Source organism: Myxococcus sp. AS-1-15 (genome assembly GCF_020037055.1).
Classification (GTDB): Bacteria; Myxococcota; Myxococcia; order Myxococcales; family Myxococcaceae; genus Myxococcus; species Myxococcus fulvus.
The window spans coordinates 13,601-34,370 of the sequence record NZ_JAIQDF010000004.1 but is presented as its reverse complement, the minus strand read 5'-3'; the positions used below and the strand labels follow the sequence as shown (position 1 = coordinate 34,370).

Below are 20,770 nucleotides of genomic sequence, written 5' to 3'. Positions count from 1 at the left end.
GTCTGGAAGTGCGGTGGTGAAGTGATGGAACAAGCCGGGCGCGAAGCAAGACGCGCCCGGGACGAAGACTTGAGGTGCTCAGCTGCCCGTGTCGCGGGAAACCAGCTCCAGGCTCATGTTGCGCGCGGGGTTGCCCATGGCCAGCGTGTCGGGCGGCACGTCCTGGGTGACGATGCTCCCGGCGGCGACCACCGAGCGCGCTCCCACGCGCACGCCGGGCATGATGATGGCGCCGTGCGCCACCCAGACATCGTCCTCGATGATGATGGGCGCGGTGTGGAGCCCATCCCGGTCTCCCACGCGCACGAACGACGCGAACATGCACCGGGCCCCCACGCTCACCGAGCGCCAGGCCTCCAGGCACACCCCGTAGTTGAACTGCGTCTCGTTCCCGATGGTGAGCTGGCCACCCGGGTGGCACACGAGCGAGCTGGGCAGCATCCCGCCGGAGAACGTCAGCCGATCCCCGAGGACCATCTCCCCTTCGTTGTGCACGCTCACCGGCCCATAGGCCGCCACGTTGCGCCCCAGCGACTGGACGGCGCGGAACTGCCAGCGCGCGCGCACCATCGCCACCGCGCGCTCCGCGCGAGGCCGGGCCGCCCGGCCCATCTCCTCCAGCTGGGCGACCACTTCGGGAATCCGGACGAATGGGCTACGCGACGTCATCCCATCACCTCCCTGCGCAGCACCCTCGCGGGCGCTCCCCCCACCGTCACCCCCGCCGGAATCCGACGCGAGATGACGGTGCCGGGCGCCACGGTGCAGCCCTTCTGCAGCTGCGCGCCCGGCAACAGGATGGCACGACTGCCCACCGTCACGCCCTCCTCGATGACCAGGGGCACCGACGGAGGCCGCTCATGGCGGTTTCCCCTCAGCGGGTGGTGTTGGTTGTCCATCACCTTGCTGAACGGCCCCAGCCGGGCGCCCCGGCCCACCGAAATCGAGCTGAGCGCCTCCAGCGACGCGCCTCCCTCGATGTGGGCCTCGTCCCCCAGGATGATGACGCTCTGGGGCGACATGGCATGCAGCTCGATGGGCGCCAGCCGGCCATCCAGCACCACGCGGTGTCCCACGAGCACCCGGCCCGCGCCGTGGATCCACACGCGGCCCAGCACCGTGGGCGAGTCCCCTATCTCCTGACAGCGCCTCAACTTCAGGCGCGCCATGAGCTTCCCCCACTCGCGCGACAGTGATTGATGTAACGGCCTCATGTCACGGCGTGGCCTGGACCGCGGGGATGGGAGGCTGCACCACGGGCGCGGGCAGGCCGGCCAGGAAGTTGAGCAGCTCGGTGGCCAGGCGCTTCTGGGCCGCCGCGTTCAGGTGGCCGCCGTCATCCGAGTAGCCCGGCACCATGGCCGGCCACGTCTGGCCATTGAGCTCGTACGTCTCCCGCGAGCCGTCGGGCGCGGTGGACTCCAGGCGCGCCAGGTCGAACAGGGGCTCCTTGTCCGCGTACGTCTTGCGCATCAGCTCGTTGAACGTCTCGCGCTGCACGTTCTCCGCCACGCCCCAGACGGGCCGGCCGAGCAGCTCCTTCAGCCACGCCTTCGCGCCGCGCTGCACCGTGGTGAGCGGCGCCGTCACGTGCACGAAGGTGGTGCCGGGGTGGCGCGCCTTCAGGCCCTCCATGGCCACGCGGTACTTCTCGAACAGCGCGCGCGTGTCCGTGGCCCCGTTGATGTCGATGTAGCAGAACTTGAAGAAGGCCACGTCCGTCGACTTCGCGAGCCCCGCGTCCATCAGCCGCTCGAAGTCGGCGATCTTCGACTCGGGCTTCTCGTTCTGTCCCACCATGGCGTGCGCCAGGGTGCCGGGGGCCAGCGACTCCGTGGGGCTCTGCACCTCCACCACGCGCGGCACCACGCCCTGGGCCGAGTTGGGCAGCGCCTTGACGCCGTCCAGGATGTTGCCGCCCACCGATTGGTGGCCGAAGAAGATGCGACGACCCGACAGCTTCTCCAGCGGAGCGCTCGGCGCGGAGGCCTGCGCCACCGTGCCGTGCAACGCCATCAGCAGCATGGCGGGCAAAGCCAGCACGCTCACGCGAACCAGAAACGTCCAGTCGAAGTGCATGCGGACTCTTAAACCCTTCCGTCGGCAAGCGTCAAAGGGCAGCCGAGCAGGACGTCCGCTGGTGCCCGTAAACGCGTGGAACGCAGGGGCTGGGGCGAAGTCACCCCATGCCTGCCCGCCGAGCTGGCGCGGGCCCGTGGCGGGGCCTCGACGCTGCCCGGGCGCGGCGTTCCGCCAGGGGCGGACGCTACTCCGCGCGCAGTGACACGGACGGTGACACCCGACTGGCGCGCAGCGCGGGAATCCACGTGGCCAGGAGCGACACCAACCCCAGCGCCGCCGCGACTCCCAGGAACACGCCCGGCTCGTGGGCCTTCACGCCGTAGAGGAGCGCCGCGAGCAGTCGCATGCAGCCGAAGGCGGCCAGCAGGCCCACCCCCACGCCCAGCAGCGTGAGCATGAGGCCCTGGCGCATCACCAACCCGAGCACCTGTCTGGGGTGGGCGCCCAATGCCAGGCGGATTCCCAGCTCCCGGGTGCGCTGGCCCACCGCGTAGGCCATGACGCCATAGACGCCCACGCCCGCGAGCACCACGGCGAGCGCCGCGAAGGCCGCGAGCAGCCGCGCCGTCGCCAGGGGCCGGGATACCTGCCGGTCCATCCGGTCGACGAAGGGGGCCACGTCGTACGCGGGCTGCTCCGCGTCCACGGCCTTGAGCTCCTGTCGCACGGCGGCCACCAGGGTGGAGGGCTCGCGCGAGGTGCGCAGCAGGATGGACATGGTGCGCACCGGGTACTGCTCGTACGGCAGGTAGGTCTCCGGCTGGGCGGGCTCCGTCAGGCGGTTGTGACGCACGTCCGCCACCACGCCGACGATGTCGCGGAAGGGCTCGTTGTCGCTCCAGCCCAGGCGAACCCTGCGGCCCAGCGCCTCGCCGCCGCCGAGGAACTTGCGCACGAAGGCCTCGTTGACGATGACGCTGGGGGCGCCCTTCTCCGAGTCGCGGCCGTCGAAGTCGCGTCCCTCGCGCAGCGCGACGCGCAGGGCCCGGAAGTAGCCCGGCGAGGCCACCCGGTACTCGGTGACGTAGCGCAGCCCCGAGTCCCGCGGCGCCCCCTCCAGCGTGAAGTCACCGTTGGAGTTGGTGCCCCCCAGCGGCGCGTCGTTGACCATGCCCACGCTCTCCACGTCCGGCAGCGCGCGCAGGCGCTCGAGGTAGTCGGCGAAGAAGCCGCGCTGCTGGTCGGGGCCGCCATACTTGAGGTCCGGCAGCGCCAGCCGCGCATGCAGCACCCGCTCCGCGTCGAAGCCGGGGTCCACCGCCTGCAGGTTGCGCAGCGTCTGCACCATCAGCACCGTGCCCACCAGCAGCACCAGCGCCAGCGCCAGCTGCACGGCCACCAGCCCGTTGCGCAGCGGGTGATTGGCGCGCGCGCCCGCCGCGCTCCCGGACTGCTTGAGCAGCGGCAGGACGTCCGCACCGGAGGTGTGCAGCGCGGGCGCCAGGCCGAAGAGCAACCCGGCGCCGAGCGACAGCGCCACGCTGAACAGCAGCGCGGGCACGCTCAGCTCCACCGGCGTCATGCGCAGCATCGAGGCTGGCAGGAGCGCGCGCACCAGCTCCATGCCCCACATGACGAGCAGGAGGCCCACCAGCCCGCCGACGAGGCCCAGGAGCACGCTCTCCGCCAGCGCCTGCTGGATGCGCCGACCCCGACTGGCCCCGAGCGCCGCGCGGATGGCGCCGTCCCGCTGCCGCGCCAGCGCCCGCACCAACAGGAGGTTGGCCACGTTGGCGCAGGCGATGAGCAGCACGAAGCCCACCGCGGCCCAGAGCGCCCACAGCACCGGTCGCGAGCTGGACGTGAGGTAGCGCTGCCACAGGTCCGTCGTCACGCCGTGGGCCTTCTCGCCCGGCGCGCCCGGCCGGGCGATGAGCTGGGCCACCCGCGCCAGGTCCGCCGTCGCCGCCTCCAGCGTGACGCCCGGGGCCATCCGCCCGATGACGCTCATGTAGTGGTTGCCGTGCTGCTCCGGGTTGAGCCAGTTGGGCAGCCACACGTCGACGTCCTCGGAGAACTCCGGGAAGGTGAAGCCCTCCGGCAGCACGCCCGCGACGGTGTACGTGCGCCCGTCCAACCGCACCGTCCCGCCCACCGCGTCGGAGGCTCCGCCCAGCGCCTTCTTCCAGAAGGCATGGCTCACCACCACGCTGCCCGGGGGATTGCCCGGCTGCGCGTCCTCGTCCCGGAAGTCGCGCCCCTGCGTGGGTGTCACGCCGAGCGTCTGGAAGAAGTTGGGGGTGACGCGGGCCGCGCGGACGCGCTCGGCGGAGTCCGCGCCCGTGCGGCTCATGTCCCGACGGGCGAAGCCGGCCAGCTGCGCGAACGAATGGCCATGCTCCCGCCAGCCGAGCAGCTCCGGCGGGGACACGGACGCCTGAGGGAAGTCCAGCTGCTGGCACCACAGCCGCACGAGCGCCTCCGGCGCCTGGAAGGGCAGGGGCTTGAGCAGCATCGCGTGGATGGCGCTGAAGAGGACGGTGTTCGCGCCGATGGCCAGCGCGAGCGTCACCACGGCGGCCAGGGTGAAGCCCGGCGTGTGCCTCAGCGTGCGCAGCGCGTAGCGGAAGTCCTGACGAAGCGAGTCCATGGCGGGCCCCCGAAGCGAAGGCCATGCCAGCCCTCCTGGAGCGAGGCAACCCCCCAGGCTCCCTGGAGGGAGGCCCGCCGCGGGCTCCGCGCCGTTCGCGGATGCGGGAAGCCCGTGTCCCGGAAGCGGACACGGGCCCCGCGGGCCGTCAGTGGAAGTTCCAGCGGCCGGCGATCTCCTCGCAGGCGAGCACGACGTCCTGGAGCCGGCGCTGGCGGGCCTTCGGCGCGACGAACAGGCGGCCGGCGAACACGTCGAAGACGCCCACCAGGCGCGGGTCCACGGGCCCCTGCTGCTCCAGCCGCTCCTCGGCGAAGAGCTGGAGCACGGTGGCGATGTACTGGCCGGCGCGCTCGTCGAGCGGCGTGTGCTTGGAGAAGTAGAGCTTCAGCACGCCCGAGCGCATCTGCCCGCGCGCGTCCACGCCCCGGAGGAGGACCTCGGGGCGCACCTTCACGGCGACGCCGGCGAGCTCCAGGGGCGCGAGCTCCGGGTCCGCGGGGCTGGCCACGGCGCGGGTGGCCAGGTCCTCCGTGGCGACGAGGCAGCGCTGGAGCGCCTCCGCGCACAGGGCGAGCCGGTGCGCGTCGAAGTCCGAGTCCGCCTGGGCGTTGAGCATCCGGCGCTGGTGGTAGCGCAGGATGACCTCGTCCCGGCCCTCGCAGAGGAACTCGGTGATGGCCTGGGCCGCCGCGGGGTAGCGCAGGTACTGCGGATCCACCGGGTTCTTCTGTCCCTGGATGATGCGCTTTCGCAGCGACGGCGTTCCGGTGAGGTACTGGCCGAGCTGGTTGACCGAGACACACGGGTTCTCACGAGGGGTGGTCATGTCGACGACTTCCTTTCCGGTAGCGGGAATGAAGAGAGACTACCGGAAGGGTCTGACATTCCCTCGGAGACGGGGCGGCCTGGAGGCCCCCAGAAACGCACCCCCTGGCAGGTAGGGTGGGCGGGCACGACCAGGGCGGGGAAGGGGCTTCGGGAGGCCCGGTGCGGGCTACTCGTGGTGGGAGCCGTGCAGGCCGAAGATCTGGCGCAGGCGGCCGAGGATGCGGCCCACCTCGGCGGGGATGGGGTCCCCGGTGGCGCCGCTGGCCTGGGCCACGGCGCGCAGCTGGGTGCGCCGCTGCGCGAGGATGGAGGACAGCTGCCGGGCCAGGTTGGGGTGCTCGCCGAACAGCCGCGCGAAGGTGGGCCGGTCCACCTCGAGCAGCAGCGAGTCCTCCAGGGCCACCACGGTGGCGGCGCGCTTCTCGCCGGTGAGCAGCGACATCTCGCCGAAGTAGCCGCCCTGGCCCAGCCGCGTCACCTCGGACTGGGACTTGCCGGCGCGCACGCTGACCTCGCCGGAGGCGAGCACGTAGAACGTCCGACCATCATCGCCCTCCTGGATGATGTGCTCGTCGCGGCCAAAGCGGCGCACGTGGACCTCCTGGCCCAGCCGCTCGAGGTCCGCGTCCTTCAGGGGCTCGAACAGGTCCACCGCGCGCAACAGGCGCAGCACGGTGTGCGCGGGCAGCTCCGGCCGGGCCGCGTCCTCGCGCATGCGCACCACGCGGTGGGGCACGGGCGGCTCGATTCCGTCGCGCCGCATCCGGTACCACAGGCGCGTGTGCACCTCCGCGATGGTCGCGTCCGCGAGCGAGAAGTCGTTCACGAAGAAGCGCAGCATGTAGCGCACCGACTGCTCGTCGAACGCGAGCGTGCGGGCGATGGGCGGCGGGTCCACCAGCACCTGCGGAATCTCCCGCGCCACGTCCAGCAGGGCCGCCTTCATCACGTTGGGCGGCGTTTCGTACGTGGCGCGCACCTGCATGTCCACGCCCACCGGCTCGCGGTCCTGGTTGAACGTCTTGAGCTGCTCCTTGGCCACCATGGAGTTGGGCAGCGTCACCAGCTCACGGCGGAACGTCATGATGCGGATGGAGCGCCAGTTGACCTGCGCCACGCGCCCCACGTGCTCGCCGATGCGCACGAAGTCGCCGACCTCGAAGGGCTTGTCCAACTGCAGGGACAGGCCCGCGAAGAGGTTGCCCAGCGTCTCCTGGAGCGCCAGACCGATGACCACCGACAGCACCGCGGACGTGGCGACCAGGCCCGTCAGGTCCAGGTCCAGCTGCGTCTGGACGATGGGCACCGCGGCGAGCGTGTAGAGCAGGAAGTCGATGACGTTGCGGAGGATCTTCGGCGTCCCCACCGACGTCGAGCGCAGCCGGGCCAGCTTCAGGCCGAAGCCCACGCCCGCGCGGATGACGCCGAAGGCGAACGTCAGCATCCAGGCGACCTGCAGCGCCTTCATCGGCCCGGGCGGCGTGGTGGCGGGCAGCGCCCAGGCGCCCACGCGCAGGATGAGGAACATCACCATCAGCCGCAGGGCCCCGGTGAGGTCCCGCTTCAGGTCCGCGTCCTGGCTGGAGGCCCGGGTTCCCAGCAGCACCAGCGCCAGTATCGCGCCGACGGCCAGGGACAGATTGCTCTGGAGGAAAGGCAGCAAGGCCCCCTGACTCTCTCCCGCGCGTACATGGGGGGTCAAGGCAGCGGTTGACGCGTGGCGCGCAAGCGGGGATACACGCGCCATGACCCTCGCATCGGTGCTGGGACAGCCCCGCGCGATTGATTCACTTCAGGCGGCACTTCGCTCCGGCGCGGTGCACCACGCGTATCTCTTCGCGGGGCCGGAGGGCGTGGGCAAGGAGCGAGCGGCCGTGGGCCTGGCCCAGGCGCTCACCTGCCCCGAGCAGCCGGACGTGGGCTGCGGCACCTGCGCCAGCTGCACGCGCGTCTCGCGCGGCCTCCACCCGGACGTCACCTGGGTGATGCCGGACGACGAGCGCGTGTCGCGGGGCCTCGCGGGGCGCTCGGACTTCACGGGCACGCCGAGCCGGGACCTGCGCGTGGAGCAGATCCGCCAGCTGCAGGAGCGGCTGGCCCTGCGCGGCCTGGAGTCGCGCCGCAAGGTGGCCATCCTCGTCTCCGCGCAGGCGATGAACGTGCAGGCGCAGAACGCGTTCCTCAAGACGCTGGAGGAGCCGCCCGCGGACACCACGCTGGTGCTGGTGGCCAGCGCCATGGACAAGCTCTTGCCCACCATCCGCAGCCGGTGCAGCAAGGTGCACTTCGGCCCGCTGCCGGTGGAGCTGGTCGCCGAGCGCGTGCGCACCGAGCGCAAGCTGGACGCGGACACCGCGCAGCTGGCGGCCATCATGGCCGGAGGCAGCCTGGGCCGCGCGCTGTCTCTGGACGTGGAGGCGCTGGCCCGCCGCAAGGACGTGGTGACGGCCTTCGAGAACCTGCGCGGCGACAACGCGGTGGGGCTGTTGCGCTTCGCGGACGAGCACGGCGGCTCGCGCGAGGACGCGGAGGCGACGCTGGAGCTGTTGACGCTCTGGACGCGCGACGTGGCCCTGGCCAAGGTGGGACGCGAGGACGCGCTGGCGAACCGCGACCTGCGCCAGCTGGCGGTGGAGGTGGGCGCGCGCCTGTCCGATGCGTGGCTGCACCGTCGCCACGCGCTGCTCGACGGCGCGCGCGCGGCGGTGGCCCGCAACGGCGCGCCCCGGCTGCAGCTGGAGCGGATGCTCATCGACCTGTTCACGGAGACGTCCCGATGAGCTCGGAGCTGGATGACGTGCTGGCGGGAGTGAAGGCCGGGAAGCTTTCGCCCCTGTACCTGCTGTGGGGCGAGGAGTTCCTGGTCCGAAAGGGCGCCGACGAGCTGGTCAAGGTGCTGGTGCCCGACGCGGCGGTGGGGCTCAACCTGGTCACGCTGGACGCGGGCAGCCCGCGCGAGGTGGCGCAGGAGCTGGCCACGATGCCGCTGTTCCCCGGCCGCAAGGTCGTGGTGGTGAGGGACCCGGAGTTCCTCGCGCCGAAGAAGGGGCGGGGAGACCCGCTCGCCAAGGCGCGCGAGGCGTGGAAGGCGGGCAAGCGCAAGGAGGGCGCGCGGCGGCTGCTGGCGCTGGCGGCGCGCGCGGGCTGGGGCGTGGACCAGCTGGACCCATCCGCGTCCAGGGCGCCGTCGGTGGAGCAGTGGAAGGAGGAGCTGAACGTCGACCTCGCCGAGGCGGACGTGGCGTTCCTGAAGGAGGCCGCGGCCTTCTGCAAGGAGGAGCGCATCAGCGCCCCGGAGGGTGACGCCACCGCGCTCATCGAGCTCATCCAGAAGGGCGCGCCTGCGGGACACGCGCTGGTGATGGCGGCCACGGAGGTGGACGCGAAGAACCCGCTGGTGAAGCTGGCGCAGGACAAGGGCCACGTCGTCGAGCGCAAGGTGGCCGCGCGCCACAAGGACCTGGACCTCTCCGACATCGCCAAGGAGTTCCTGGCGCCCTTCAAGAAGAAGCTGGGGCCCGGCGCGCTGGAGGAGCTCAAGGAGCGCGTGGGCGGCAACATCCGCCTGTTGCAGTCGGAGCTGGAGAAGCTCGCCACGTACTCGGAGGGCCCCGCAATCGAACGCTCCGACGTGGTGATGCTGGTGCACCACGCGCGCGAGGAGGAGTTCTTCGAGCTGTCGGAGGCGCTCCAGAAGCGCGACTTCCGCGGCGCGCTGTCCTACGCGGAGGACGCGATGGGGCAGGGCACGCACGCGCTGCAGCTGTTGGGCGCGGTGGCCTCCATCGTCCGCACGCTGCTGGAGAGCCACGAGTGGCTGACGCGCTACGCGGGAGGCACGCCGCCGCGCACCGCGAAGGACGTGGAGGCCCGGGTGTTCCCCAAGCTGGAGGCGGAGCTGAAGGGCACCCGGCGCAAGATGCCCAACGCGTGGGCGCTCACCTTCAGCATGAAGGCGGCCGCGGGCTACGAGCGCAAGGAGCTGCTGGGCGCGCTGGTGGCGTGCGCGGAGGCGGACCTGTCCTTGAAGTCCTCGGGCAACGGGCGGCTGGTCATCGAGCGGCTCCTGGCCACGGTGTGCCTCGGCGCCTGAGGGAGCGGGCGGGCACACTGGGACGTGCACTCGGAGTCCGGCTCGGGTAGAGGAGGCCGCGTATGGCGGACAAGCGTCGCTTCGACCTCTTCGCGGACTTCATCGTGTCGCGCTTCATGGCCCCTCGCGTCTTCGACGTGGCGGGAGGGCAGGGGCGCCTCAACGAGGCCTTGACGCGGCGGGGCCGCGCCGTCACCACCTTCGACCTGCGGCACAAGCACCTGCCGGTGACGTATGCCCAGCGCATCTTCACGCTGGACGAGCCGTGCGAGGCGGAGCTGGTGGTGGGAATGCACCCGGACGGCGCCACGCGCGTCATCATCGAATACGCGGCGAGACATCGGCTGCCGTTCGCCGTGGTGCCGTGCTGCTCGGACAACGGGATGCCCTACAACCCGTGGATGCGTCACCTGGCGGAGCTGGCGCGAGAGTCCGGCTTCGGCACTGTCGAGGAGGTGAAGCTCTCCATGGACGGCCGGGCACGCGTCCTCGTGGGCGAGCCCGCGCCCGCCGGTCCGGCCTGAGGCGAGTGCCGGCCCGACGACACGGCCTGTGTCCCGGGGGCTGGCTGCGCCGAACCCACATCGGCGTCTAGCTTCCCGTACATCGACGCGGGGAGCGGGAGATGGTGACGGAGTGGGACGGGCATGCGACGGCGCAGGTCTGGCGACCCGGCACATACCCGGGACTGGTGCTGTATCGGGTGAGTGGCCGCGCCACCACGCAGGCCCTGCATGTCCATGACGAGCTCCAGCTCACGCTGGACGCGGGGCATGTCCAGCAGGTGTGCTGCGGAGGTGTCCGGCTGATGGCGCCGCCCGGAAGCCTCGTCGTGATTCCTCCAGGTGAAGTCCACGCGCTGCACGCCGAGAGCGGTCGCCCCGGGGTGCTGTGCGGGATGCTCGTGCCGGTGGCCCTGCTCAGGCCGCCGTCGCGCCGTGGATGGGAAGACGAGGACGTGGCGCTCGTCGACGACCTCTTTCCCGGAGGGGGCGCCGTGCTCGACGACCCGGACGTGGCGCGGGACTTCGTGGCGCTGCATCGCGCGCTGCGCGGGCTCGGCGCCGAGCAGGGCGCGCACCCGTGGCCCCTGCTCTCACGGTTGCTGGCGCGCCTGGGCGAGGGGCGCCGCGGGCTCAGCGCGTCGTGGGAGGGGGGACATCGAGCATCCCCGTGATGTCCTCCCAGGAGCCCTCGCACGGCGCGGACTGCGACACCAGGTAATGCCCCACGCGTCCCGGAGCCAGGGCGACGATGGAGGACCAGCGCGTGCCATAGGCGGGCGTATGGATGCAGAGCGCCTGCAGGCGACGCAGGAAGTCGGGGGGCAGCGACTCCCCGGGCGCGGGGCGCGGCGTCCCGCTCTCCGGGGGCAGCAGGTCGTCCCCGAGCAGGGCCTTGAGCCCGGATTCGAACCGGGGCCAGGGCTCGTGCGGCAGCTCGGCGGCGAGCATCCGGGCTCGCGCCACCTTGGGGAGCTCCGGACTGTCGAGCACGTCATTGGGGAGCACGTGGATGCCTGGGGGGACGTCCTCGCGCCGCAGCTCGGCCTGGCCCGTCCTGGCGTAGGCGACCCGCAGCGTCCGGGCATCGCCGTAGAGGAGGTTGAAGGGGAGGAAGTCCTCGCCGGACAGCGTGTCCAGGTAGCGCTCGATGCCCTCCACGCTGGCGGCCCGCAGGGCCTGGAGGACCACCTCTCCCCTCGAGCGGGGGGCCGGGCCCTTCCCCTGTCCTCCGCGCTGGTTCGTCAGGCCCACGAAGAGGCCCTCGTTAGTCACTCCCATCCACGTCCCGCCGCGCTCCACGTCCCGTCCGCCGACGGCGCGAGGGGACTCGAGCAGGACCTGGGGGCCCGTCGTGGGACGTGCGTAGAACTCGTCCCGGTTGGCCGCGAGCACCAGCGGCCATTCGGGGTGGACCTGACGAAGGATGACGATGGTGCACATTCGTATCCGGTCGATAACATCCCCGGCTCCGTCGTGCATTCGTGCGCGCGGCCCCACGCCGTCGATGACCTCGGCCCCCCGAGCGGCTAATGTCCGCCGCCCCCAGGAGAGTCCATGGCGGAGAGAATCCTCGTCACCAGTGCGCTTCCGTACGCGAACGGCCCCATCCATCTCGGGCACGCCGTCGAGTACATCCAGACCGATATCTACGTGCGCTTCCTCCGCTCATGCGGCAAGGACGTCGTCTACTTCTGCGCGGACGACACGCACGGCACGCCCATCGAGCTCAACGCGGCGAAGCACGGGCTCAAGCCCGAGGAGTTCATCGCCCGCTTCCAGGACGAGCACCAGAAGGACTTCCACGACCTGGACGTGCGCTTCGACTCCTTCCACTCCACCAACTCGCCGGAGAACCGCCACTACGCGGAGCTCATCTACGGGCGGCTGAAGGAGAAGGGCGACATCGAGCGCAAGGACGTCGAACAGGCGTACTGCGAGAAGGACCGCCGGTTCCTGCCGGACCGCTTCATCAAGGGCACCTGTCCCAACTGCAAGTCGCCGGACCAGTACGGTGACGTCTGTGAGAAGTGTGGCAAGGCGTACAGCCCCACGGACCTCATCGAGCCGCGCTGTGCGCTCTGCGGGACGCCTCCGGTGCGCAAGTCTTCGGCGCACCTGTTCTTCAAGCTCTCGAAGCACGCGGACTTCCTCCAGGCGCTGCTGCGCAAGCCGGGCTTCCTCCACCCGGGGCTCGCGACGCAGCTGCAGGGCTTCTTCGAGAAGGGGCTCGCGGACTGGGACATCAGCCGTGACGGGCCCTACTTCGGGTTCGCCATCCCCGGTGAGACGGACAAGTACTTCTACGTCTGGCTGGACGCGCCCATCGGCTACATCGCCACGACGGAGAAGTGGGCGAAGCAGACGGGCAAGGCGAAGAGCGCGCTGGACTACTGGGAGAAGGACAGCGGCGCGCGCATCGTCCACTTCATCGGCAAGGACATCGTCTACTTCCACGCGCTGTTCTGGCCCGCGGTGCTGGACGTGGCGGGCCTGCATGTGCCGAGCGAGATCAAGGTCCACGGCCACCTCACGGTGAACGGGGAGAAGATGTCGAAGAGCCGCGGCACCATGATTCCGGTGCGCGACTACCTGAACCAGCTGGACCCCAGCTACCTGCGCTACTTCTACGCGGCCAACCTGGGCGCGGGCGTGGAGGACCTGGACCTCAACCTCAAGGACTTCCGTCTGCGGGTGAACGGGGAGCTGGTCAACAACGTGGGCAACCTGGCCAACCGCGCGCTGTCGCTCCTGGCCGGGCCGCTGGGCGGGAAGCTGGCGCCGGGTCGGGCCGAGGGGCCTGGACGCGCGCTGGTGGAGTCGGTGCTGGCCCGGGTCGGCGAGGTGCGCGAGGCGTTCGAGAAGCTCGAGTACCGCAACGCCATCCGCGTCATCACGGACATCGCGTCGGCTGCGAATGCCTTCGTCCAGGCGCAGGCGCCGTGGGCGCTGGTGAAGAAGGACGCGGAGGCGGCGCGCGCGGACCTCTCCGACGCGGCGGACGTCGTGTACCTGCTGGGCGCGTTGCTGGGCCCGGTGACGCCGAGGTTGTCCGAGAAGCTGTTCGCGCAGCTGGGCGCGCCGCCGCTCACGTTCCAGGCGCTGGAGGGCGCGAAGTATCCGCTGCTGGACCGCAGCCGTCCCATCGGCACGCCGGAGCCGCTGTTGCCCCGGCTGGAGGAGGAGCGCGTCAACGCCATCCTCTCGCTGCCCGCGGGCGGCGCGCCGGCTCCGGCCGCCGAGGTGAAGAAGGCCGAAGGTGGCAAGGAGAAGAAGGTGGAGAAGAAGCCGGCCGAGGCCGCGCCCGTCACGCAGGCGACGGAGGGCGCAGGGGAGGCGTCCGCTGAGATCGAGTACGCGGACTTCGCCAAGGTGGTGCTCAAGTCGGGCAAGGTGCTCGCGGCGGAGAAGGTCCCCAAGGCGGACAAGCTGCTGAAGCTCACGGTGGACGTGGGCGAGGCGACGGGGCCGCGCACCATCGTCTCGGGCATCGCCGAGGCGTTCGCGCCGGAGTCGCTGGTGGGGCGCAACGTCGTGGTGGTGGCGAACCTGAAGCCCCGCAGCCTCAAGGGCATCTCGTCGCGCGGCATGCTCTTGACGGCGGGGCCGGGCGGCAAGGACCTGTCCTTGTTGGATCCGGGCAACGTGCCGCCGGGCAGCGACGTGAAGTAGTCGGCGCGGACGGGGCAGGGTGGCAACCCCCTGCCCCTGTTCGCTCGAGGTGCTCGAAGCGGACGCTGTCGGGCAAGCGAGGTGATGGGACGTGACGGATTGGCGTGCGGAGCGGGACCGGGCCTTGCTGGCGCTGGAGAACGAGAAGCGCCCCGCGTTTCGCGCGGAGGCGGCCGAGCAACTCCATCACCTCGCGGCGGAGGTGCCCTCGCGCGCGCCCGAGTTCACGGAGGTCGTGCCGCGGATGCTGTCGGACGCGCAGCCCGAGGTGAAGCGCTCGGGCATCGCGCTGGCCACCGTGGTGCTGCCTCAAGAAGAGGCGATCGCGCTGCTCATCTCGCGGCTTCGCGATGAGGAGTCGCTGGTGCGCCTGGAGGCCACGGGCCGACTGGCGGACATGGCCCGTCCCGAGCTGCGCGGTGCGCTCGCGGGCATGCTGGAGGACTCCGTCCCCGAGGTGCGCTTCGAGGCCGCGCGAGGCATCGCCGCCCTCAAGCACCCCGCGGGGCTCGAGGTGCTCATCGACGCGCTGGACGCGGACCTGCTCCGCTTCCGCGCCCTGGGTGCACTGGCGGAGCTCGAGGACGCTCGCGCGCTGCCCGCGGTGAAGAAGCTGTTCGGCCGCTGGCTGCTCCCCGCCTTCGACAAGACGCAGGCCGCGGGAGTCCTCGCCCGGCTGGGTGACGCCGACGGCGCGGCGCACCTGCTCCAGCGCTCGCGCAAGAAGTGGAGCCAGGACCGCGCGCTCGCGGTGGAGCTGCTCGGCGAGGTGAAGGCGCCCGGCGCGCTGGAGCGTTTGAAGGCCATCCTCGATGACCCGAAGGACTCCTGCCGGGGTGCCGCCGCGCGCGGCCTGGGGCGCCTGGGGGACGAGCGGGCCTTGCCCTGGCTGCTCGCGCTGCTGCGGGACGTGAGCGCCCAGGAGGAGGACCGGCTGGACGCGGCGGATGGGCTCTGGAGATTGGGCCTCCCCGAGGGCCGCGAGCACGTGCGCGCGGCGGTGAGCACCTTCACCTCACCCGAGGCACGGCAGGAACTGGACGACTTGTTTCAGGAGGGGACATGAGACTGGTGGATGCGCACTGCCACCTGGAAGTGAAGGACTTCGCGGACGCGGCCCCGGTGCTGGAGCGCGCGCGCGCCGCGGGCCTCATCCACGCCATCGTCGTGGGCCAGTTCCACGGTCCTGGCGAGTGGGGCAACGCGCTGGAGCTGGCCGCCGCGCATCCGGAGTTCCTCTCGCCCACGCTCGGCATCCATCCGCACGAGGCCGCGCGCGCCACGGAGGACGACCTGGCCATGCTGGAGCGCACCTGCGCTCGGCCCGAGGTCCGCGCCGTGGGTGAGGCCGGCCTGGACTACTACTACGACCACTCGCCCCGGGAGGCGCAGGCGCGCATCTTCCGACACCAGTGCGAGCTGGCCGTGAAGCTGGGCAAGCCGCTGGTGGTGCACGTGCGTGACGCGCACGAGGACTGCGACGCGATTCTCGGCGAGGTGGGCGTGCCCAAGGGCGTCATCCACTGCTTCACCGGAGACACCGACGCCGCGCGGCGCTACCTGGACCGGGGCTTCTACCTCTCGCTCTCCGGCGTCATCACCTACAAGAAGACGGAGGCGCTGCAGGACGCGGTGCGCTTCGCGCCGCTCGACAGGCTGATGGTGGAGACCGACAGCCCGTACCTGGCGCCCGTGCCGCACCGGGGGCGCAAGAACGAGCCCTCGCACGTGGTGGAGACCGCGCGGAAGCTGGCGGAGCTCAAGGGCGTGACGCTGGAGACGGTGACCGAGGTCACCACCGCCAACGCCGCCGCCCTCTTCAACCTCAACCTGCGCTGACGCCGCCGGCCAGGGCCTGGAGGTCCTGGTCCATCTGCGGCACGTCCAGCAGCAGCGCGTCCGGGTCGTACTGGAAGTCGGCCTGCTTGAGCTTCAAGAGCGCCTGGAGCGCGGGCTCTCCCGTGTGTCCGCCGAATGAAGCGAACACGACGCGGCCGCTCTCCAGGTGCATCGAGCCCTCCAGCGTGTGCTGACGCAGGTTGAGCTTGCCGCTCTTCCTCGCGCTGCCCAGCGTGCGCAGCAGCTCCTTTGGAGGCAGCTCGTCGAAGCTGCCACGCACCACGCGCCCCGGGCCGTTGTGCAGCACCCGGTCCTCGAGCAGCGCGCGCACCGCCTTGGCGACGAGGGACTTGTCCCCGGGAGGCAGCAGCTCCGTCGCGCCGCCCATCATCAGCCGCTCGCGCGTGGGCGCATCCGGCTCACCCACCACCGCGATGGGCAGCCCCGCCGTCTCCGGCGCGGAGCGGGCCTGCTGGAGCAGATCCAACACCTCCTGCTGACCCAGGCGCAGGCTCACCACCAGGACATCGCAGTCCTGCCGGGCGAGGCCATCCTGCGCGCCCTCTTGCGTGGACAGCGCATGGGCCACCAGCCCCTGCTTGAGCACGGCCTCCAGCAGCTCGCCGCGAGCCGTCTCGTCCGGCTCCACCACGAGCACCTGCCGGCCCTCGCTCTCCAGCCTGTGGCGGAGCAGCTCGCCGCTCTGCAACTGGATGACGATGTCCGCCACCACCGGGTCGTAGAGCACGCCCGCGTTCGTGCGCAGGTGCTCCAGGGCCTGCTCCTTGGGCAGGGCCTTGCCCAGCGCGTTGCCGGGGTTCTTGGTCAGCTCCAGGAAGCTGTCCACCGCCGCGAGGATGCGCGCGCCCAGGGTGATCTCCTCTCCCTTGGCGCCCTGGGGCGTGCCCGAGCCATCCCAGGCCTCATACAGCTGCGCCAGGATGGTGTTGACCTGCGCGGGCAGGTGCACCGTCTCGAACAGCTTCGTGGGCGCGCGGCACGCGGCGCGGGCCTGCGCCTTCCACTCCGAGTTGACGGCGTTGCTCGCCAGCGAGAAGTGCCGCTCGGACGGCTTGCCCAGGTCGTGCAGGTACGCGGCGATGGACAGCGCGGCCAGCTCCTTGTGGGGCATGCCCATGCGCTGACCGACGATGCCCGCCTGCCGCGCCAGCTGCGCGGAGTGTCCCCGGTGCCGCTGGCGGTCCTGCTCCAGCAGCCCCACGAGGATGCCCAGCGTCTCCACGTAGTCGATGTCGCTGACCAGCCCGCGCGGGCCACCCGGCTCGCGCCGCTGCGTGGACGACGGACGCCCGGCCACCTGTGTGCCGCCGCTGGGGCGCTGCACCCGCATGCGCGGGTCCGTCTCCATGCGGAAGGACAGGCTGCTGCGGTTGCTGGTGGACGTGCGGTTGTGCTCCGGCGCGCCGGAGCGCGACGTGGACTCGGCGGGGCCGGACTGCGCGCTCGCGGCCTCCAGCAGCGCGGCGAACGCGGTGGGGTCGCCGTAGTAGTGCTTGCGGATGGCCGCGGCGATGGCGCCGCGCAGGCCCACATACGCGTAGACCTCCGACATGCCCGTGACGAGGGCAATCTCGTCCATCAGCGCCTTGTTCTGCGGCTCGGCGGCGACCACGGACAACAGCTTCCGGTCCGGGTCCACCGCCAGGGGCAGCACGTTCTGCGCCTCGGCGAGTCGCACCGGGAGCCTGTCGAGCACCTCGGTGGCGATCTTCGCCTTGGCCAGCTTGTCCGCGCTCACGAAGCGCGTCTGGAACTCCGCGGCCAGGAAGCGCAGCAACGCCGCTTCCTGGAGGAGCCCCAGCTCCACCAGACAGTCCCCCAGCTTGTGGCCGGTGATCTTCTGGTGCTCCAGGGCCTGCTCCACGGCCCCGGCGTTGACGAGCCCCGCCTCGATGAGGCGCTCACCCAGCTTCTTCGCCATGACGACTCAGCTTTCCGACGAACCCTCGCCACTCTTGTCGCCCGAGAGCGTCGTCAGCGCGCTGAAGGGCTTGAAGGTCAGCTCCTTCGGCAGGCTGTTCGGATCCCTCGGCGGACGCGGCGGACGCTCCTCGCGGGGCGCGCGCTGCTCGTCCCGGGCGCGCTCCTCGCGCGGCGGACGGTCCTCGCGGGGAGGCCGGTCCTCGCGAGGCGGCCGCTCGCGGCGGGGAGGACGCTGCTGCGGCTGCTGCTCCTCACGCGCCACCACCGGCGCGCCGCCCTCCTGCGAAGGGGCCTGCTGCTGCGGAGCCTTGTCGCCCCGGTTCTTGCGCTTCTCCTCGCGCGACTTGCGGCGGCCACCGCCACCACCGCCGCCACCCTCGACGGGTCCGCGGCCGCGCACGGTGGGCAGGGGGCCCTTCCAGAGCTGCCGGTCGTAGTGGCGCAGCACGTCCGTCCACTTCTCGTTCGAGTCGCGCTGCATGGCCTCCAGCCACGAGGCGATGCGCGAGTCGAGCGAGTCGAGCGCGTGGACGATGTGCGCCTCGATGGTCATCGGCACCTTGGGGCTGCCGTACTCCAGCTGCCCGTGGTGCGAGATGGCCAGGTGCGTGAGGTGGTTCTCGAGCAGCGGCGGGAAGCCGGGGATGGACAGCGTCTTCTCGCGGATCTTCTGGGCCGTCATCACCAGGTGGCCCACGAGCTTGCCCTCGTCGGTGTAGTCGAAGCCCTTGTCCGGGGAGATCTCCGCCACCTTCATCACGTCGTGCAGGAACGCGCCCGCCAGCAGCAGGTCCCGGTCCGCCATGGGGTAGTGGTCCGCCACCCGCAGGGTCAGCCGCATCACCGACAGCAGGTGCTCGGCCAGGCCGCCGCGCCACGCGTGGTGCATGCCCTTGGCGGCCGGCGCCACCGGCAGCCCCGCGGCCACCTGCGGGTCGTCCAGGAACGCAATCAGGAGCTGCTTCACGAACGGATCGTTGATGCGCTCGTTGATGAGCTCGCGGATGAGGCCCGCGGCCCGGGCGCCACCGCCGCCGTCGTGACGGGGCTCGCTCTTCTCGCTCTTCTCACCCTTGTCGGCCTTCTCGGCGCGCGGCTCGGCGGCGGGCTTCGCCTCCGGGGCGGCCTTGGCCTCGACGGGAGGCGCCGGGGGCGGCTCGAACTCCTTGGGGTCCAGGGGCTCGGGGTCCAGGCGCTCCAGGCCCTCCACCACCACCTGCGTGCGGCCGTGGAACTGGATGACGTTGCCCTGGACGAGCACGAAGTCGCCGGACTGGAAGGACGGCTCGAGCGCGTCGACCTTGTCGAACACGCGCGCGTCCACCTCGCCGCTCTTGTCGACGAGCGTCAGGGCCAGGAACACCTTGCCGCTGCGGGCCGTCACCTTCTCCTTCTTGGTGACGCGGAAGACGGTGTGGACGCGGTCCTTCTCACGCAGGTCGGCCGCGTACACCTTGCGGACGGTCTCGACGGAATCCGCCGGGGTGGAGGTCGCGGTCTGGGGGGCGTTTTCGTTGGTCATCGCGGGCGCGGACACTAGCACTCCCCACGGCGGAGCGGTGCTTTCCCGCGTCAGCTCACCTCCAGCGCCACCGTGTCCAGGTACTCCGCGCCGGGGGAGCCCACCAGCGTCGGGTGGTCCGGAGGCAGTCCGGGCCGGGCCAGCCGGGTGGCGATTCGCGCCTCCGCCTCGCACGCGGTGGCCACCAGCTCGTCGAAGCCGCCGAACGCCAGGGGTGGGTGATAGCCGACCACCATCAGCCGGCCCCCATGCCGGGTGCGTCGCAGCGCGTACCGCAGGTGCTCCACGAACTCCTCCTCGGTCGCCACCCGGAGTGTGTCCAGCAGCACCAGGTCGAAGGTCTCCCGCACCGCGCGCAGGGCCTGCAGCGCGGTGCCCTTCTCCACCAGCACGCGCCCCAGAAGCCCGTTCGCCTCGGCGTTCTCGCGCGCCAGGTCCGCCGCGTCCGCGTCCGCGTCGAAGGCGAGGATGTGCCGCGCCCCGTGCAGGCCCGCGTGGACGAACAGCCCGCCCACGTTGCACGCGGCGTCCAGCACCCGGCCGTCCCAGGCCATGCGGCCCACCACGCGGCGCAGCTCCCGCTGGTCATAGGCGTAGCCCGTGCCCTGGCCGTACGTGAGGTCCACGGTGAACCTGGCGCCCAGCTCCAGCAGCCGGCACCAGCGGGGTGGGGTGCCGTAGAGGACATGGGGGCGCTGGGTGGACAGTCCCAGGGCCTTCCTGCGCGGGGAGTCGTTGCGCAAGAGCACCGAGCTGGCGCCCGTCACCTCCACCAGCGCGCGGGTGATGTCCTGGTGCCGGGCGTCCATGGAGCGCGTCAGCGTCTGCACCACGAAGTGGGTGTCGTACCGGTCCACGATGAGGCCGGGCAGCCCGTCCCCGTCATCGTTCACCACCCGGCAGAAGCGCGGGTCGTCCACCATGCGGCCCCGGCGCTCGAAGGCGCGGCGCAGGTGGCGCGGAATCAGCCCCTCCACCGCCTCGTCCGGCATGCCCAGCCGCCGCACCGCGAGCGAGGCCTCCAGGTCCACGTCCCCCAGCCCGAGCACCGCGCCGTCCTCGTCTCGCAGCTGCACGGGCTCGCCGGGTTGGGGCGTTCCCTCCATGGAGACGATGTCCTCCCGGCGCAACCAGGGGGCTCCATGGCGCAGTCGGCGGGCGGCATCTTTGGACAGGTAGGTGCTGAGCAAGTGCGTCCTCCCCTCTCGCGTGGCTGACTTCCAGCGGACAAGATGGGCCGTGCGCTTGCCGATGTCGGCGGGCGTCGGGCCCTCCGGCTGGAGAGCAGGGGAGGAGGCGGGCCTCAGGCCTGGGGCGGAGGCCGCTTGAAGGCCTTGAACGTCACCCGCGTGAGCAGCGAGCTGACCACCAGGGCCAGGACGATTCCCAGGATGCGCAGGTGCCAGGAGTCGCGCAGCACCAAGGACAGGGCCAGCGCGCCCACCAGCACCGCGCCCGCCACCGTGAGCCACTGGCCCCGCGCCGCCAGCCCCGAGGACGGCGACTTCGCGCGCGCGAGCACCGGCAGGCTGCCCGCCTTGCGCCACGTCTGGGAGGTCTCCTCCCGCACCTCGTCATCGGCGTCCACCAGGCCCTGGACGTAGGCGCGCTCCACGTCCAGGAGGCTGGGGTAGGTCAGCTCACCATCCGGAGTGCGCACGACGTAACGCATGGCAGGGCTCCCTCTGTTGGGG

At 71.5% G+C, this 20,770-nt stretch carries 18 protein-coding genes; 7 read left to right on the top strand and 11 right to left on the bottom strand.

Annotated features, from left to right (window positions below):
- Nucleotides 1–78 precede the first annotated feature (78 nt).
- The 6 genes from K8625_RS13275 to K8625_RS13250 all read right to left on the bottom strand — a co-directional run bounded on the left by K8625_RS13275 (nucleotide 79) and on the right by K8625_RS13250 (nucleotide 7,166).
- Nucleotides 79–669, bottom strand: coding sequence for a DapH/DapD/GlmU-related protein (locus tag K8625_RS13275; protein ID WP_141323150.1), 591 nt, complete (start codon nucleotides 667–669; stop codon nucleotides 79–81).
- A complete protein-coding gene (locus tag K8625_RS13270; protein WP_223746885.1) occupies nucleotides 666–1,169 on the bottom strand; it encodes a DapH/DapD/GlmU-related protein in 504 nt (167 codons plus the stop codon). Before K8625_RS13270 ends, K8625_RS13275 begins: the two co-directional genes overlap by 4 nt.
- 46 nt (nucleotides 1,170–1,215) lie before the next feature.
- Nucleotides 1,216–2,079 carry a hypothetical protein gene (locus K8625_RS13265; protein WP_223782928.1) on the bottom strand — a complete coding sequence of 288 codons (864 nt, stop codon included), beginning with the start codon at nucleotides 2,077–2,079 and terminating at the stop codon, nucleotides 1,216–1,218.
- 187 nt (nucleotides 2,080–2,266) lie between these two features.
- Nucleotides 2,267–4,672: an ABC transporter permease gene (locus K8625_RS13260; protein ID WP_223782927.1), complete on the bottom strand. Its 2,406-nt coding sequence runs from the start codon at nucleotides 4,670–4,672 to the stop codon at nucleotides 2,267–2,269.
- Between the two features lie 148 nt (nucleotides 4,673–4,820).
- Nucleotides 4,821–5,501 (bottom strand): hypothetical protein, encoded by a 681-nt coding sequence (locus K8625_RS13255; protein ID WP_223746888.1) that lies wholly within the window; start codon nucleotides 5,499–5,501, stop codon nucleotides 4,821–4,823.
- A 168-nt stretch (nucleotides 5,502–5,669) separates the two neighbouring features.
- Complete coding sequence (locus K8625_RS13250; protein WP_223746889.1) at nucleotides 5,670–7,166, bottom strand: mechanosensitive ion channel family protein; 1,497 nt, start codon at nucleotides 7,164–7,166, stop codon at nucleotides 5,670–5,672.
- 82 nt (nucleotides 7,167–7,248) lie between these two features.
- Between K8625_RS13250 and holB the strand changes: the two genes are divergently transcribed.
- The 4 genes from holB to K8625_RS13230 all read left to right on the top strand — a co-directional run bounded on the left by holB (nucleotide 7,249) and on the right by K8625_RS13230 (nucleotide 10,773).
- Nucleotides 7,249–8,283 (top strand): DNA polymerase III subunit delta', encoded by a 1,035-nt coding sequence (holB, locus tag K8625_RS13245; protein ID WP_223746890.1) that lies wholly within the window; start codon nucleotides 7,249–7,251, stop codon nucleotides 8,281–8,283.
- Nucleotides 8,280–9,596 (top strand): DNA polymerase III subunit delta, encoded by a 1,317-nt coding sequence (gene holA / locus K8625_RS13240; protein ID WP_141323157.1) that lies wholly within the window; start codon nucleotides 8,280–8,282, stop codon nucleotides 9,594–9,596. Before holB ends, holA begins: the two co-directional genes overlap by 4 nt.
- 62 nt (nucleotides 9,597–9,658) lie before the next feature.
- Nucleotides 9,659–10,120, top strand: coding sequence for a hypothetical protein (locus K8625_RS13235; RefSeq protein WP_141323158.1), 462 nt, complete (start codon nucleotides 9,659–9,661; stop codon nucleotides 10,118–10,120).
- Between the two features lie 101 nt (nucleotides 10,121–10,221).
- Nucleotides 10,222–10,773 (top strand): AraC family ligand binding domain-containing protein, encoded by a 552-nt coding sequence (locus K8625_RS13230; RefSeq protein WP_223782926.1) that lies wholly within the window; start codon nucleotides 10,222–10,224, stop codon nucleotides 10,771–10,773.
- Here K8625_RS13230 and K8625_RS13225 read toward each other — a convergent pair.
- Nucleotides 10,733–11,542: an NRDE family protein gene (locus K8625_RS13225; RefSeq protein WP_223746892.1), complete on the bottom strand. Its 810-nt coding sequence runs from the start codon at nucleotides 11,540–11,542 to the stop codon at nucleotides 10,733–10,735. The two genes, K8625_RS13230 and K8625_RS13225, sit on opposite strands and share 41 nt — an antisense overlap.
- A 114-nt stretch (nucleotides 11,543–11,656) precedes the next feature.
- Between K8625_RS13225 and metG the strand changes: the two genes are divergently transcribed.
- From metG to K8625_RS13210, 3 genes are all read left to right on the top strand, one after another.
- Complete coding sequence (metG, locus tag K8625_RS13220) at nucleotides 11,657–13,771, top strand: methionine--tRNA ligase (protein WP_223782925.1); 2,115 nt, start codon at nucleotides 11,657–11,659, stop codon at nucleotides 13,769–13,771.
- A gap of 91 nt (nucleotides 13,772–13,862) precedes the next feature.
- Complete coding sequence (locus K8625_RS13215) at nucleotides 13,863–14,837, top strand: HEAT repeat domain-containing protein (protein ID WP_223746894.1); 975 nt, start codon at nucleotides 13,863–13,865, stop codon at nucleotides 14,835–14,837.
- On the top strand, nucleotides 14,834–15,610 hold the full coding sequence (locus K8625_RS13210) for a TatD family hydrolase (RefSeq protein WP_223746895.1): 777 nt from the start codon (nucleotides 14,834–14,836) through the stop codon (nucleotides 15,608–15,610). Before K8625_RS13215 ends, K8625_RS13210 begins: the two co-directional genes overlap by 4 nt.
- On the opposite strand, the gene K8625_RS13205 is transcribed toward K8625_RS13210, so the two are convergent.
- The 4 genes from K8625_RS13205 to K8625_RS13190 form a co-directional block, all read right to left on the bottom strand.
- A complete protein-coding gene (locus K8625_RS13205) occupies nucleotides 15,597–17,552 on the bottom strand; it encodes an HD domain-containing phosphohydrolase (protein WP_223746896.1) in 1,956 nt (651 codons plus the stop codon). The genes K8625_RS13210 and K8625_RS13205 overlap by 14 nt on opposite strands.
- A gap of 6 nt (nucleotides 17,553–17,558) precedes the next feature.
- Nucleotides 17,559–19,076 (bottom strand): 3'-5' exoribonuclease YhaM family protein, encoded by a 1,518-nt coding sequence (locus tag K8625_RS13200; protein ID WP_223782924.1) that lies wholly within the window; start codon nucleotides 19,074–19,076, stop codon nucleotides 17,559–17,561.
- A 50-nt stretch (nucleotides 19,077–19,126) separates the two neighbouring features.
- Nucleotides 19,127–20,266, bottom strand: a complete 1,140-nt coding sequence (locus K8625_RS13195) for a class I SAM-dependent rRNA methyltransferase (RefSeq protein ID WP_223746898.1) — start codon at nucleotides 20,264–20,266, stop codon at nucleotides 19,127–19,129.
- Nucleotides 20,267–20,379: 113 nt separating this feature from the next.
- On the bottom strand, nucleotides 20,380–20,748 hold the full coding sequence (locus K8625_RS13190; protein ID WP_141323166.1) for a hypothetical protein: 369 nt from the start codon (nucleotides 20,746–20,748) through the stop codon (nucleotides 20,380–20,382).
- Nucleotides 20,749–20,770: the final 22 nt, after the last annotated feature.